This is a genomic window from Streptomyces halobius (assembly GCF_023277745.1).
GTDB classification, from domain to species: domain Bacteria; phylum Actinomycetota; class Actinomycetes; order Streptomycetales; family Streptomycetaceae; genus Streptomyces; species Streptomyces halobius.
In genome coordinates, this window is record NZ_CP086322.1 from 8,238,228 (window position 1) to 8,252,902 (window position 14,675).

The 14,675-nt window shown below is 73.0% G+C and carries 11 protein-coding genes; 4 read left to right on the plus strand and 7 right to left on the minus strand.

Annotated elements, in window-relative coordinates; all coding sequences use genetic code 11:
* Positions 1 to 87: 87 nt before the first annotated feature.
* The 4 genes from K9S39_RS37400 to K9S39_RS37415 all read left to right on the plus strand — a co-directional run bounded on the left by K9S39_RS37400 (position 88) and on the right by K9S39_RS37415 (position 4,745).
* Complete coding sequence (locus tag K9S39_RS37400; protein ID WP_248867748.1) at positions 88 to 3,057, plus strand: nitrate- and nitrite sensing domain-containing protein; 2,970 nt, start codon at positions 88 to 90, stop codon at positions 3,055 to 3,057.
* Positions 3,054 to 3,506 carry a roadblock/LC7 domain-containing protein gene (locus tag K9S39_RS37405; RefSeq protein WP_248867749.1) on the plus strand — a complete coding sequence of 151 codons (453 nt, stop codon included), beginning with the start codon at positions 3,054 to 3,056 and terminating at the stop codon, positions 3,504 to 3,506. The genes K9S39_RS37400 and K9S39_RS37405 overlap by 4 nt, the downstream gene beginning before the upstream one ends.
* A gap of 19 nt (positions 3,507 to 3,525) precedes the next feature.
* A complete protein-coding gene (locus K9S39_RS37410) occupies positions 3,526 to 3,942 on the plus strand; it encodes a DUF742 domain-containing protein (protein ID WP_248867750.1) in 417 nt (138 codons plus the stop codon).
* A gap of 191 nt (positions 3,943 to 4,133) precedes the next feature.
* Positions 4,134 to 4,745 carry a GTP-binding protein gene (locus K9S39_RS37415; protein ID WP_248867751.1) on the plus strand — a complete coding sequence of 204 codons (612 nt, stop codon included), beginning with the start codon at positions 4,134 to 4,136 and terminating at the stop codon, positions 4,743 to 4,745.
* A 79-nt stretch (positions 4,746 to 4,824) separates the two neighbouring features.
* Here K9S39_RS37415 and glpK read toward each other — a convergent pair whose 3' ends face one another.
* The 7 genes from glpK to K9S39_RS37450 form a co-directional block, all read right to left on the minus strand.
* A complete protein-coding gene (gene glpK, locus K9S39_RS37420; RefSeq protein ID WP_248867752.1) occupies positions 4,825 to 6,354 on the minus strand; it encodes a glycerol kinase GlpK in 1,530 nt (509 codons plus the stop codon).
* Positions 6,355 to 6,427: 73 nt separating this feature from the next.
* Positions 6,428 to 7,195 carry an MIP/aquaporin family protein gene (locus K9S39_RS37425; protein WP_248867753.1) on the minus strand — a complete coding sequence of 256 codons (768 nt, stop codon included), beginning with the start codon at positions 7,193 to 7,195 and terminating at the stop codon, positions 6,428 to 6,430.
* 300 nt (positions 7,196 to 7,495) lie between these two features.
* Positions 7,496 to 9,211: a GGDEF domain-containing protein gene (locus K9S39_RS37430; RefSeq protein WP_248867754.1), complete on the minus strand. Its 1,716-nt coding sequence runs from the start codon at positions 9,209 to 9,211 to the stop codon at positions 7,496 to 7,498.
* 133 nt (positions 9,212 to 9,344) lie between these two features.
* Positions 9,345 to 10,535 carry a lipid-transfer protein gene (locus tag K9S39_RS37435; protein ID WP_248867755.1) on the minus strand — a complete coding sequence of 397 codons (1,191 nt, stop codon included), beginning with the start codon at positions 10,533 to 10,535 and terminating at the stop codon, positions 9,345 to 9,347.
* A gap of 16 nt (positions 10,536 to 10,551) precedes the next feature.
* On the minus strand, positions 10,552 to 11,016 hold the full coding sequence (locus tag K9S39_RS37440; protein ID WP_248867756.1) for a Zn-ribbon domain-containing OB-fold protein: 465 nt from the start codon (positions 11,014 to 11,016) through the stop codon (positions 10,552 to 10,554).
* A gap of 328 nt (positions 11,017 to 11,344) precedes the next feature.
* The gene (locus tag K9S39_RS37445; protein WP_248867757.1) at positions 11,345 to 12,148 is read right to left on the minus strand and encodes a M15 family metallopeptidase; all 804 of its coding nucleotides are present in this window, start codon (positions 12,146 to 12,148) and stop codon (positions 11,345 to 11,347) included.
* Between the two features lie 59 nt (positions 12,149 to 12,207).
* Positions 12,208 to 14,592, minus strand: coding sequence for a glycoside hydrolase family 31 protein (locus K9S39_RS37450; protein ID WP_248867758.1), 2,385 nt, complete (start codon positions 14,590 to 14,592; stop codon positions 12,208 to 12,210).
* Positions 14,593 to 14,675 lie beyond the last annotated feature (83 nt).

Below are 14,675 nucleotides of genomic sequence, written 5' to 3' on the forward strand. Positions count from 1 at the left end.
TCGGGTTGGTGCCCCGACAGTAGTAGGCTCTCGCCGTTTGTTGACGGAACACCACCCCCGAGCGCCGGGGTTGACGTAGGGGAGGCCATGCCCTTTCGCGGGAAGTCGATCCGTCGGAAGATCGTGGCGCTGCTGCTCGTGCCGCTGGTGTCCCTGACGGCCATGTGGGCCTTCGCGACCTATATCACCGGGCGCGAGGCCAACCAGCTGCTCGATGTCGGCAACGTCGCACACCAACTGGGCGCACCGGTCCACGAGGTCACCCAGTCCCTGCAACGCGAACGCCGCCAGAGCCTGCTCTACCTCGCCGACCGGCGCGGCGCCGACGCCCTCACCGAACTGCGGCAGCGGACCCGCGCCACCGACGACGCCGTCGACCGGCTGCGCGCCCTCACCCGGGACCCCGGCGTACACGAGGACCTCAACGGCGACACCGGCCACCGGATGGACAGCATCGTCAGCGGGCTGGACGGCCTTCCCTCCCTGCGCGCCCAGGTCGAGCACAACACCGCCACCCGCGACGAGGTCATGGAGGCGTACAACGACCTCGTCGACCCCAACTTCGACTTCCTGCTCTCCCTCAACGCCGTGGACGACGCGAAGATGGACCGGCAGGGCCGCGCACTGGTCGTCGTCGCGCGCGCCCGGGAGTCCTTCGCCCGCGAGGACGCCCTGATGTCCGCGGCCCTGGTGTCCGGCAGCATGAGCAAGCGCGATCTGCGCGCCATCTCCGACCGGGTCGCCGAGCGCCGGATCCGCTACGGCGGCGGCCTCACCTCCCTGCCCGCCAAGGACCGCGGTCTCTTCGACGACTACTGGCGCACCGCCACGGCGCGCACGGTGATCTCGTACGAGAACCGTGCGATCGCCGCGGGCCCGCGGGCCGCACCCCATCTGCTCAACGCCGAACGCTGGAACGTGGCCGCGAAGAAGGTGCTCGGCGATCTGAAGGAGATGGGTGACGAGGCGGGCGCCCGCTACCGCGAGCGGGTGGCGCCGGTCGCCACGGCCGTCGTGCTCAAGGCCGGTATCGCCGGCGTGCTGGGCTTTGTGGCCCTGCTCGTCTCCGTCGTCGTCTCCTTCCGCATCGGCCGCCGGCACATCAAGGACCTCACCCGGCTCCGCAAGGACGCCCACGAGGTCTCCGGCGTCCGGCTGCCCAGCGTGATGCGCAGGCTGGCGGCCGGCGAACAGGTCGACGTGGAAACCGAGGCGCCCCGCCTGGAATTCGGCCAGGACGAGATGGGCCAGGTCGGCCAGGCGCTCAACACCCTCCAGCGAGCCGCCGTCGAGGCCGCCGTCAAACAGGCGGACATGCGCCGCGGCGTCTCCGAGGTCTTCGTCAACCTCGCCCGCCGCAGCCAGGTCCTCCTGCACCGCCAGCTGACCCTCCTGGACGCCATGGAGCGGCGCACCGAGGACACCGAAGAACTCGCCGATCTGTTCCGGCTCGACCACATGACCACCCGTATGCGCCGGCACGCCGAGGGCCTGGTCATCCTCTCCGGCGCCGCCCCCTCCCGGCAGTGGCGCAAACCCATCCAGCTCATGGACGTGGTGCGCGCGGCCGTCGCCGAGGTCGAGGACTACGAGCGCATCGAGGTACGCCGGCTGCCCCGCCTCGCCGTCGACGGCCCCGCCGTCTCCGACCTCACCCACCTCATCGCCGAACTCCTCGAAAACGCCACCGTCTTCTCGCCTCCGCACACCGCCGTCCAGGTGTTCGGCGAACGAGTCCCCAACGGCTTCACCCTGGAGATCCACGACCGCGGCCTGGGCATGGCCCCCGACCTGCTGCTCGACGCCAACCTCCGGCTCGCCGAAACCCCCGAGTTCGAACTGTCCGACACCGACCGCCTCGGCCTGTTCGTCGTCAGCCGGCTCGCCCGGCGCCAGGGCGTCCGTGTTTCCCTCCAGCCCTCCCCGTACGGCGGCACCACCGCAGTGGTCTTCATCCCCGGCGCGCTCCTGACCGAGACCTCCGACGACGGCCGGGAAGATCCCGAACTGACGGCCGGAGACGCGTCCGACGGCGTGGGCGGCAACGCCCTGGACAAATCCGGCCGACTGGACCACTCAGCAGGAAGGTTGGCCGCGCTCTCCCAGGTGCCGATACCCCTCCCCGAGGGTGAGACCCGCACCACCTCCGGCATCCTCGACGGCCCGATCGAACTGGAGGCGCCGCTGGGCCCGGACGAGCTGCGCTCCCTCGACGACGAGGAACGCCTCTTCGGCAGGGGCGATCCCGGCAGCGGCGAACGCCCGCGGGGCCGCGGCCGCCGGGGACCGTCCGCACCGACCGGCCCGGTCCCCTCACCGGCCGCCCCGCGCAGCATCGCGCCGGTCCCGCCCGTCCCGGACGGCGAGCAGCACCACCAGACCCGCGACCAGGCCCCGGCCGGCGGCCTCACCCCTCTGCCGCGCCGCCCCCGCCCGCCGGTCCTGGTCTCCGACCACGGCCGCACGGTCGACGACGGCGACACTCATGGGAGCGACGGCGACACCCACCGGGGCGACGGCGATACCCACGACGGCGACTCCCACGGGAAAACAGGACATACCGAGCACCCTGCCCCCACGCCCACCACGCCACGGGGCCTGCCCCGCCGCGTACGCCAGGCCAGCCTGGCACCCCAGCTCAAGGCCGCCCCCACCACCCGTCAGCCCACCGAGCCGGAGCGCCCGGCCGAGGACCCGGCGGACGCCCGGGACGCCGACACGGTCCGCACCCGGATGGCCTCACTCCAGCGCGGTTGGCAACGCGGCCGCCGTGACCACGAGGAGGCCCCGGGCGACGCCGGGACGGGACAGGAGAGAGCAGACGGAGCGGCCGACGCCACGACCGCCGTCGCCACGACGGACGGGAGCACACCACGCCCGACCGCCCTTGGCACGGCACGCAACGACACCTCCACGGCGCGCGTCGACACCCCACACCACGCGGACGGCCACCGAACGGATGACGCCCACCGCCCGGACGACGCCCGCGACACGGCCGCGCGCGACGGCGAGGGCACCACAGCACCAGGAACCACATCGGGAGGGGACGGTCCATGACCGCACCGAAGGCAGCAACGTCCACCGCGGCGTCCGCCACTGCAGAGTCTGCGAAGGGATCCGGCGAGCTGAGCTGGCTCCTGGACGAGCTGGTCGAGCGGGTCGGCAGCATCCGCAAGGCACTGGTGCTCTCCAGCGACGGGCTGGCCACCGGCGCCTCGAAGGACCTCAGCCGCGAGGACGGTGAGCATCTGGCCGCGGTGGCCTCCGGCTTCCACAGCCTGGCCAAGGGCGTCGGCCGGCACTTCGACGCCGGCCGGGTCCGGCAGACCATGGTGGAACTGGACGACGCGTTCCTGTTCGTCAGCGCGGCCGGCGACGGCAGCTGCCTGGCCGTACTGGCCGACGCCGACTCCGATATCGGCCTGATCGCCTACGAGATGACGCTGCTGGTCAAGCGCGTGGGTACGCACCTGGGCACCGCGCCCAGGTCCGGGCAGCCCACCTGAGGGCGACGGCGGCGATGGCATGACCGAGCACCAGGACGGCCGGATCGGGCGGGAGCGGGGGGAGGCCCGCTGGTTCGACGACGAGGCGGGCCCTGTCGTCCGCCCGTACGCGATGACGCGCGGGCGCACCCACACCCCCGCCGAGGGACGCCTGGACCTGATCGCGCAGGTGATCGCCGAGAGCCGTGCCGAAGAGTCGGTCGACGACCAGACGCTGTCGCCCGAGCATGTGGACATCGTCGGGCTGTGCCGCGAGGCGCCGCTCTCGGTCGCCGAGCTCGCGGCCGGACTCGATCTGCCGGTCGGGGTCGTGCGGGTGCTCATCGGCGATCTGCTGGACGCGGGCCTGGTACGTGTCAGCAGGCCCGTGCCGCCGGCCGAACTGCCGGACGAGAAGGTGCTGCGCGAAGTGATCGACGGCCTGCGCGCGTTATGAATCCGCTTTGCGGGGGTTGGCCACTTCTGGTGGTCACCCCCGTGCAACGATTCCGCACCGCAAGAGCACCGTGGGAGAGCACTCCGCCGCCCGCGTTGTAGCGTGCCTCGTCAGCTGCCGCCCCCCGATGGCTGGATTTCGAGGAACAAGCGTGAGCTGCACCTGCACACACGGCAATTCAGGAGAATCCCATGGTCTTCGGGCGTTCTGAGAGCCACGGCCGGTCCACCGCCGTCGGCCCGGTGTCGCTGAAGATCCTCGTCTCGGGCGGGTTCGGCGTGGGCAAGACGACGCTGGTGGGCGCGGTCAGCGAGATCAAACCGCTGCGCACCGAGGAGCGGTTGACCGAGGCGAGCCGGCCGGTCGACGACCTCGCCGGGGTGGAGGCCAAGTCCACCACCACCGTCGCGATGGACTTCGGCCGGATCACGCTCAACGACGAACTGGTCCTCTATCTCTTCGGCACACCGGGGCAGAACCGCTTCTGGTTCCTGTGGGACGAGCTGGCACGCGGCGCCCTCGGCGCGGTGGTGCTCGCCGACACCCGGCGGCTGGCGGACAGCTTCGCAGCGATCGACTACTTCGAGCAGCGTGACCTGCCCTTCACGGTCGCCGTCAACTGCTTCGACGGCGCCGAGGTGTACCCGCCGGAGGCCGTCCGGGAAGCCCTGGACCTGAACCCCGCGATCCCGGTGATGCTCTGCGACGCGCGGGTCAAGGACTCCGCCCGGGACGTGCTGATCGCCGTCGTCGAGCATGCGATGCACCTCGGCGCGCGGCGGCACGAGCCCGCGCTTCCCTGAGGGAGTGCGGAAGTACGGCCCGTACCCCGCCGTCCGGGGTACGGGCCGTACGTCTGAGTATCCGGCCCGAGCGCGGAATTCAGGTGGTCGCCCCGCCATCCTCGGCCAGCCAGCCGAAGCTCCGCTCGACGGCTTTGCGCCAGTTCCCGTACTCGCGGTCCCTGGTCCGCCCGTCCATGCGGGGTGCCCACTCCGCATCGCGCCGCCAATGGGACGTCAGCTCGTCCAGGTCCTGCCAGACACCGGTCGCCAGGCCGGCCGCGTAGGCCGCGCCCAGGCAGGTCGTCTCCGGGATCACCGGGCGGATCACCGGCACCCCCAGCACATCCGCCTGATGCTGCATCAGCAGACCGTTGGCGGTCATCCCGCCGTCGACCTTGAGCTGGGTGATCCGCACCCCCGAGTCCTGATACATGGCGTCCACCACCTCCCGGGTCTGCCAGCTCGTCGCCTCCAGGACGGCGCGCGCCAGATGCGCCTTGGTGACGAAGCCGGTCAGACCGGTGATCACACCGCGCGCGTCGGGGCGCCAATAGGGCGCGAACAGACCGGAGAACGCCGGGACGACATAGGCCCCGCCGTTGTCCGGGACGCTCGCCGCCAGTGGCTCGATCTCCTCGGCCGACGCGATGATGCCGAGCTGGTCGCGCAGCCACTGCACCAGGGCGCCGGTGACCGCGATCGACCCCTCCAGACAGTAGACCGGCGCCTCGCCGCCGAGCTGGTAGCCCATGGTCGTCAGCAGCCCGCTCTTGGACGGAACGGGCCGGTTTCCCGTGTTGAGCAGCAGGAACGACCCCGTCCCGTACGTGTTCTTGGCCTCGCCGACGCGGTAGCAGGTCTGCCCGAACACCGCCGCCTGCTGGTCGCCGAGCGCGGACGCCACCGGTACGCCGTGCAGCTGTCCGACGGCCGTGCCGTACACCTCCGCCGACGACCTGATCTCCGGCAGCATCGCCTCCGGCACCCGCATCGCGGAGAGAATGGCCGGATCCCATTGGAGGGTGGAGAGGTTCATCAGCATCGTGCGGCCCGCGTTGGTCACGTCCGTGACATGCACCCCGCCGTCGGTGCCGCCGGTCAGATTCCAGATCAGCCAGGAGTCGATGGTGCCGAAGGCGATCTCACCCCGCTCGGCGCGGGCCCGCAGGCCCGGCAGTTCGTCCAGCAGCCAGGCCGCCTTGGGGCCCGAGAAGTAGCTGGCCAGCGGCAGCCCGGTGGCGTCCCGGAACCGGTCCTGGCCGTCCGTGCCGCCCAGTTCGCCGCACAGCTGGGACGTACGGGTGTCCTGCCAGACGATCGCGTGGTGCACCGGTCTGCCGGTGGCCCGGTCCCACAGGACCGTGGTCTCCCGCTGGTTGGTGATGCCCAGCGCGCTGAGCTGGTCCGCGCGCAGCCCGGCCTCGGCCAGCGCGCCCGCCACCACGGCCTGCACCTTGGACCAGATCTCGGTGGCGTCGTGCTCCACCCAGCCCGGCTTGGGGAAGATCTGCCGGTGCTCCCGCTGGTCGACGGCGACGACCGATCCGCTGTGGCTGAAGATGATGCACCGGCTGGACGTGGTGCCCTGGTCGATGGCGGCGACGTACTTCTCGGTGTGCTCCGTCATGACGTGCTGTCTCCTGAGGTCGTGACGTACGGGTGCGTGGGCAACCGGCCCCGCCGGTACCAGAACGCCGGTGTCAGAAGGCCGCGTTGAAGACCAGACCGGAGAGCACCGCGCCGATCAGCGGTCCCGCCACCGGGATCCAGGCGTAACCCCAGTCGGAGGACCCCTTGTTGGGGATCGGCAGCAGTGCGTGCGCGATCCGCGGGCCGAGGTCGCGGGCGGGGTTGATGGCGTAACCGGTGGGCCCGCCGAGCGAGATGCCGATACCGACCACGAGCAGCGCCACGAGCAGCACATTGATGCCGGAGCCGTAGACGCCGACCTCCGCGCCGGGGACCTGGCCGATGCCGATCCCCTGGTTCCGGCCGAAGAACAGCAGCGGCAGCACCAGCCCGGTGGTGGCGATGATCTCGGTCACCAGGTTGGCGGCCGGTTTGCGGATCTCCGGGGCGGTGGAGAAGATCCCCAGCGTCGGCTGCGCCGTGTCCCGCTCCTTGTTGGCGGCGAACTGCGCGTAATACAGCGCCCAGGCCAGCACGGCGCCGATCAGCGCGCCGACCATCTGCGCCAGGACGTAGAGCGGCACCTTTGACCACTCGGTGCCGTCCGCGACCGCCGAACCGACCGTCACCGCCGGATTGAGATGCCCGCCGGACAGCGGCGCGGCGGTATAGGCCCCGGCCATCACGCCCAGGCCCCAGCCGAAGGAGACGGCGACCCAGCCCGCGGCCTTCGCCTTGGAGTAGTGCAGGTTGACCGCGGCGCACACACCGGCGCCGAACAGAATCAGAATCGCGGTGCCTATCACTTCACCGACGAAGATGTCCCCATGGGAATACATGGCGGCTCCTTGGCCCTGGCCCGGGGACGTCCCCCGGTCCTCCGTGCAGGGTGCGTGCCACCGGCGGGCAGCGGGCAGCCGCTGCCACCCGGCCGGGTGCCTGGTGCGGCGCTGCCGAACTGGCACCCGGAAGTTTTCACCGCAGGTGATCGGGCGTCAAGGTCGCGTGCGGAAGTGGCCGTTGGGACCCGAGGGCGGGCGTAACGGGCCTGCCACCGGAGAGTCCGTGGAGGTCCGCCGGGCAGTCCCGGGTGTTTGCAGCGCGTACCGCCGGACATGGCCGGGCGCCCGCCGCGCCCGTCACCCGCGGGCCGGTACGCCCTCCCGGCCGGCCGGGCCGCCACCCGCCGGACGCTCCCGGACCGGGCTGCCCCGCCGGACCTCGGTACGCTCCGAGCCCGGCCGGCCCAGCACCCAGCTCGCCCCCGGCAGCGCCTTCGCGGCCTTCTTCAGCGGCGCCAGGGCGGCCGCCGCCTGACGGTGACCGGTCACACTGCCGGGCGGGCAGACCACCGTGGCCAGCGACAGCGTCACCGGCAGCCCGCCCGCCGACCAGGCCGCATCCAGCAGCGCCGCGGCGAACGGATCGAGCCGCCCCGGCCCGGCCAGCACCAGGAAGTCGTCACCGCCGATATGCCCCACCCGGGCGGCCGGCTCGCGCGCCGCGACCTCGGCCAGCACCCGCCCCACCGACCGGATCAGCTCATCGCCCGCCGCGAACCCCGCGCTGTCGTTGACCTGTTTGAAACCGTCCACATCCAGCCAGCTCAGCGCGAACGCCCGGCCCTCGGCGATCCGCCGGTCGACCTCCCCGTTGACCGCGTCCGAGCCGGGCAGCCGGGTCAGCGGGTTGAGCCGTGCCGCCTCCTCCACCCGGCTCTCGGCCAGCGCCCGCACGATGTCGGCGAGATGCACCACGCCCATGCACCGGCCGCGCTCGTCCACCACCGTCACATCGTCACCGGCCCGGTCGCGACCGCCCTCCGCGATCACATCCAGCACCTGCCAGGCGGTGGCCTCCGCGCCGACCGTCCGCGGCCGGTCCGCGAGCCGCAGCGCCGGCCGGTCGGCGTACAGCGCGTGCCCGTAGCGCCCGGAGAGCGACAGCAGGAACCGGTCCCGGTCGATCGCCCGGACCGGCACCCCGTCGGAGTCCACCAGCAGGACGCCCGACACCGCGGGAAACCCGGTGAGATGGCTGCGTACCGCGCCCGCCGACGCGGACATCGGCAGCAGCGCGGCCGGCTGCAGGAACTGGGTGACGGGCGGCCCCGCGGGCGGCCCGTACGGTGCCTCGGGCCCGCTCACCTGCGGCGGGGGCGCGGCCGGGAGGAAGATGTCCGCGGCCGCCCGCCGGGAGGGCGGCGCGAACAGATGCCCCTGCGCCAGCTGCACCCCGGCATCCCGCGCCGCCGCGTACTGCCGCTCGGTCTCCACGCCCTCGATGGCCAGCAGCCCGCCCACCTGATCGCACAGCTGCCGCATCGCGGCGACCGCGGCCCGCCGCCCCCGGTCGGCAGCCAGCCCGGCGCACACCGACACATCCAGCTTGACCACGTCCGGCGCGAGTTCGCCGAGCAGCCGCAGCGGCAGATCACCGTCCCCGACCCCGTCCGCGCAGATCCGGTAGCCCTCGTCGCGCAGCCCCGCCACCGCCTCCAGCAGCGCCCGGCGCGGGACATGGGTGAACGGCCCGCCGATGTCCAGGGTGATCTCCCACGGCCGTCGGCCCCCCTCGTGTACGGCCTTGCCCAGCGCGGTCAGGCTCGGCAGCTCCGCGACGGTCGCCGCGAAGACATTGACATGCAGCGGCAGCAGCGGTTCCTGGCGCGTGGCGGAGCGTACGGCGAGCGCCGCGAGTTCGGCGTCCAGATCGGGGCAGCGGTGCGCGGACGCCAGGACGTCCATCCGGGCGTCCTCGGGGCGGGCGAGTATCTCCAGCGCGGCGACCGAGCCGGTCGCGAGGTTCACGACGGGTTGGTAGGCGAATCGGAGCTGGTCCGTCCAGGCAGGCACAACAGCAGAATGCCCGGGCGATGCCGCAGCGGACGGCGGTTCACGCACTGTTCACGCATCCTTCCGGAGCGTATGGGCCGCCGCCCGGCACCCTCACACGGTCTTCGAGAGCGGTCGTGCGCTGATATGCCCCTCACCGGACGGCGACCACCGCGGACCCATGCCCGAAGAGTCCCTGATTGGCAGTCACACCGACCCGTGCGTCGGGAACTTGACGCTCACCCGCCCGCCCCCGCAGCTGCCACGTCAGCTCGCAGACCTGTGCGACGGCCTGGGCCGGCACCGCCTCGCCGAAGGACGCCAGACCACCGCTCGCGTTCACCGGCAGCCGCCCGCCGAGCGCCGTCGCCCCGTCCCGCAGCAGCTTCGCGGCCTCGCCGGTGCCGCACAGCCCCAGATCCTCGTACCACTCCAGCTCCAGCGCCGTGGACAGGTCGTAGACCTCGGCCAGTGAGAGGTCCTCCGGACCGATGCCCGCCTCCTCGTACGCGCCCTGGGCGAGCGACGCCCGGAACCCGGCGGCCGGCTCCGCGACGGCGGCCGCGGAATCGCTGGCGATATCGGGCAGATCCAGCTCCGTCCGCGGATACCGCGGGGTGACGGCGGCGACCGCACGGATCCGCACCGGGTCCGCGACGCCGTGCCGCCGCGCCGCGTCCATGCTGCTCAGCACCAGCGCCGCGCCCCCGTCGGAGGTGGCGCAGATGTCCAGCAGCCGCAGCGGATCGGCGACCACCGGCGACGCCGCGACCTCCCGCGTGGTGACCCGCCTGCGGTAGCGGGCGTACGGATTGGCCGCGCCCGCCGCCGAGTTCTTCACCTTCACCTGTGCGAAATCGTCGACGGTGTCGCCGTACAGCGCCATCCTGCGGCGCGCGTACAGCGCGAAGTACGCCGGGTTGGTGGCCCCCAGCACCCGGAACCGCAGCCAGTCGGGGTCGTCGGGACGGTCGCCGCCCGCCGGGGCGAAGAACCCCTTGGGCGCGGCGTCGGCGCCCACCACCAGCACCACCTCCGCCATGCCCGCCAGGATCTGCGCCCGCGCGGTGTCGATGGCCTGCGCGCCGGACGCACAGGCCGCGTACACGCTGGTCACACGGGTGCCCTGGGAACCCAGCGCCCTGGCGAAGGTCGCGCCCGCGACATAGCCGGGGTAGCCGCCGCGCACCGTGTCCGCCCCGACCACGCTCTGCACCGCGCCCCACTCCAGCCCGGCGTCCGCGAGGGCCTCCCGGGCCGCCCTCGTCCCGTACTCGACAAAGCCGCGCCCCCACTTGCCCCAGGGGTGCATCCCGGCGCCCAGCACGGCCACTTCGCCGGTCATGCGGCCGGCTCGCCGGTCATGCGGTTGTTTCCGGCCCGGGGGCGGTCGTGACCGGCCGCCAGTGCCATGTCGTCCACGTGTGCTCGGCGTCCTCGTTGAGGATCCCCGGCACCAGCTCCACCTCCGCGCCCACCGCCAGATCCGCGACGCCGACACCGGGCGCGGCCTGCCCGAGGACCACCATCCGCTCCGCCACCAGCTCCACCGCGACCAGGGTGTACGGCCGCCACTCGGTGTCAGGGTCGGAGACATACGGGGCGGGTGGGCGATAGCGCCCGTCGGTGTACGACCAGACCGTGCCGTGCCGGGACAGCGGCACCTCCTCCAGGTCGTCGCCCGCGCAGCCCGGATTGCGGCAGAAGACGTCCTCGCGCGGGAAGAACACCGAGCCGCAGGACCGGCACCGCGTCCCCAGCAGCCGGAAGTCCCCGGTGTCCTGAGTGAACCAGCCCGGCACCACGGGTTTGCGTATGCGTGGCACGACGACCCCTCCCCGGCGACCGGCGATGCGATGACCAGAACTGACGGAACGTCAGGAGATTCTGGCATGTAGCCGGACGGTGGGGAAGAGCGGCCGCCGGGCAGGCCCTCTCACCCGCTCGTCCGCCACTCACTCAACCGGCCGCGGCCCGCTCGCGTCCCTCAGAGCAGGGTCCGGGGCACGGAACCGACGGGGGTGGTTCCGTGCCCCGCCCGCAGATCGCCCGGAGGTCGCGCGTGCCCCGGACCCCCCTCGCCTTCGGCCACGCCCGGATCGTCGCCGACGGCCTGGACCGCACCCGCGCCGCCGCCCTCGGCGGCCGGCGAAGTCACTCGACAGGGAAGTCGAAATAGGTATCCGGAAAGGTCTCCGGCTGGAAGGTGTAGTGCCACCATTCCTCCGGGAGATTCATGAACCCGGCCCGCTCCAGCCCGTGCTTGAGCAGCAGCCGGTTCCTCAACTGCTTCCCGCGAATACGCGGATCGAGGGTGTGCGAGAGCGTATCGAAGCAGTCGAACCCGGTCCCCATGTCGAGGGAGTTGTCCGGGAAGCGCTCGGCCTTCGGCCCGTAACAAGGCGTCAGCGGCTCACCCGGGACATACGGGCGAGTGGGCAGCGCGGGCAGCCTGACCAGCGTCACATCGAGCGTACTTCCCCTGCTGTGCCCGGACTTGGCGGCGATGTACCCGTCGTCGAACAGCCGCGACTTGTCCACGCGCGGATAGAACTCGGCCTTCATCCGCTCGTCGTCGAGATCCTTGGCCCACCGGACGAAATGGTCCACGGCGCGCTGCGGCCGGTAGCAGTCGTAGACCTTCAGCGTGAAACCTCGCCTGAGAAAGGAGAGTTGAGCACGGTGCAGAGCCTGAGCGGCGTCCCGCGTCAGTATGCATTTCGGCCTGCGATAGCCGTCCACCGGTACGCCCACGAAGTTGTGCGGCGTGAAGTAGCGCATTTCCTGAATGATGGTGGGGTCCACCTCACGCAGTGCGACGAACTCCTCAGGAGCCTTGGACGGGGACGCCGTCCGATGGGCGGCCCCCGCCGCCGCGCCCGACGGCAGCGCGGCGACGGTCATCAGGGCAGCGGCAGCGACGGCCAGGCCGCGCAGCGCGGCAGCGAGTCTCGGCATGGCCCTCGTCTACCAGGCGCGGCACGCGAAGGGGAAGACCGCCACCGGCGCCCGCTCCGCTACCCGCCCGCCGGCCCCCGCACCCGCACCGGATACCCCACCGCGCCCCCGTCCCGCCGCTCCACGACCACCCGGCCCCCCTCCAGCCGCGAGACGAACCGCTCCACCGTCGGCCGCTGCCAGCCGTCCCCCGCGTCCCGCACCACCACCCCGACGCCCCCGCGCCCGGCCACCGGCGCCCACGCCTCCAGCTCCGTCCCGCCGTCCGCGCCCGCCACCGGCAGCACCGCACCCGCCCGCGCCAGCACCGGAATCCGCGACAGTGGCGACTCGACCAGCACCTGCCCCGGGCCGTCATACGCCCGCCCGGTCGCGGTGTCGTACCACCGCCCGCGCGGCAGCCGCACCGCCCGCCGCCGCACCTCCGGCTCCAGCACCGGCGCCACCAGCAACGCGTCGCCCAGCAGAAAGGCGTCCTCGCAGTCCCGCAGCGCCCGGTCGCGCGGCGCGTTCCACCACACCGGGCGGACGTACGGCGCCCCCGTCAGCCGCGCCAACTGCGCCAACGTCCCGAAATACGGCAGCAGCCGCTCCCGTTCGCGCAGCGCCGCGCGGGCATGCGCCAGCACCTCGGGCCCGAACTCCCACGGCTCCCGCCGCCCCGCCCAGATCGCCGAATGGGTACGGAACAGCGGCAGATACGCGCCCAGCTGGAACCAGCGCAGATACAGCTCCCGGGACGGCACCGCGGAGAACCCGCCGATATCGGGCCCGCTGTACGGCACCCCGCACAGCCCCAGCCCCAGGACCAGCGACAGCGACGCCCGCAGCCCCGGCCAGCCCGTCGCCGCATCCCCCGACCAGGTGCCCCCGTACCGCTGCAACCCCGCCCAGCCGGACCGCGAGAACAGGAACGGCCGCTCGTCGGGCCGCAGCTCGCACAGCGCCTCGAAGCCCGCCCGCGCCATCGCCAGCCCGTAGACGTTGTGCGCCTCCCGGTGGTCGCCGCCCCGGCCCTCCAGGGCGTGCCGGGCCGAGCGCGGCAGCGTCGACTCGCCGAACGGCGCGAACAAGACCGGCTCGTTCATGTCGTGCCACACCCCCGCGAACCCCTGCGCCAGCCGCTCCGCGTACAGCCCGCCCCACCACTTGCGCACCCGCGCATCGGTGAAATCGGGGAACACCGACTCACCCGGCCACACCACACCGCGCACCTCCCGCCCGCGCGCGTCCCGGACGAACGCGGCGGCCGCCACCCCGGCGTCGTACACCGCGTCGCCCGGCTCCGCCCGCACCGCCGGATCCACGATCGACACCAGCCGCACCCCCTCGCCGCGCAGCTCCCCGGCCAGCCCCGGCAGATCCGGGAACCGCTTCCGGTCGACGGTGAAGACCCGGTGCCGGTCGTAGTGATCGATGTCCAAGTGGACGGCGGACAGCGGAAGTTCGTGCTCCTTGTAGCCGGCCACCACCCGGCGTACCTCCGCCGCGTCACCGAACCCCCAGCGGGCGTGCTGATACCCCAGCGCCCATCGGGGCGGCAGGGCGGGTGCGCCGGTCAGCGCGGTCCAGCCCAGCAGCACCCGGGCCGGGGTGCCGGCCAGCACCCAGTAGCGCAGCGGCCCACCGTCCATCCGCACCTCACAGGTGCCCGGCCGGTCGTGCCCGGAGCCGGCGCCCTCCGCGCCTTCGCGCAGCGTCACCCGGCCGTCCCAGGAGTTGTCATGGAAGACCAGATGCGTCCCGGCGTCCGCCACCACCAGCTGCACCGGCATCGTCAGCGACAGCGGATCGTCGCCCGGCTCGAACGCACCGCCCGGGTCGGTGTTCCACAGCCGGTACGCACCGTCCCGCAGCCGTGGTCCGTGCGCCCGTCCGCCCAGCCCGAAGAACCGCGCGTCGGCCGCCACCTCCGAGCGCTGCACCCACCGGGAGCCGCCCCCGCCCGGCTCCCGCCCCTCCGCGTGCTCGTCCGTACGGTCCCACCAACGGGGCGGCAGCTCCCGCCGCAGCACCGCACCGCCGGGCGTGCGCACCTCGACCGCGCCGTGCCGGGACACCGCCACCATCACCCGCTCCGAGACGATCCGCCAGCCGCCCTCCGTGTCCGGCTCCAGCACCGCCCGGGTGTCCGCCGCGGGACACGCCCCGGCCAGCGCGTACGAGGGCTCCGGCCCGGCACCGTCCCAGCCGCAGAACACCGCGCCTCCCGACGCGACCCGCACCCGCAGCGACGACCGGGCGAACCGGATCAGCCCGCCGCCCGGCCGCGATTCGGCGCCGCGCGCGGCCCCCGGCACCCGCGCCCGCTCCGAGACCCGCCGCGGCAGCGCCAGCGCGTCCGCCCTCCGCCGGCGCCACGCCGTCCGCACGGACCGCAGCCCCTGCGCCGGCCCGACCGCCTTGACCATCCGTACCGACCGCACCAGATCACGCCCGTCCATGCCGGTCACCCTGCCATTGACGCCCCCGTGTGCGGGCACCGTTCAACTCCCGTTCACCTGCGAGAGGTCACGCTCGGCCACCT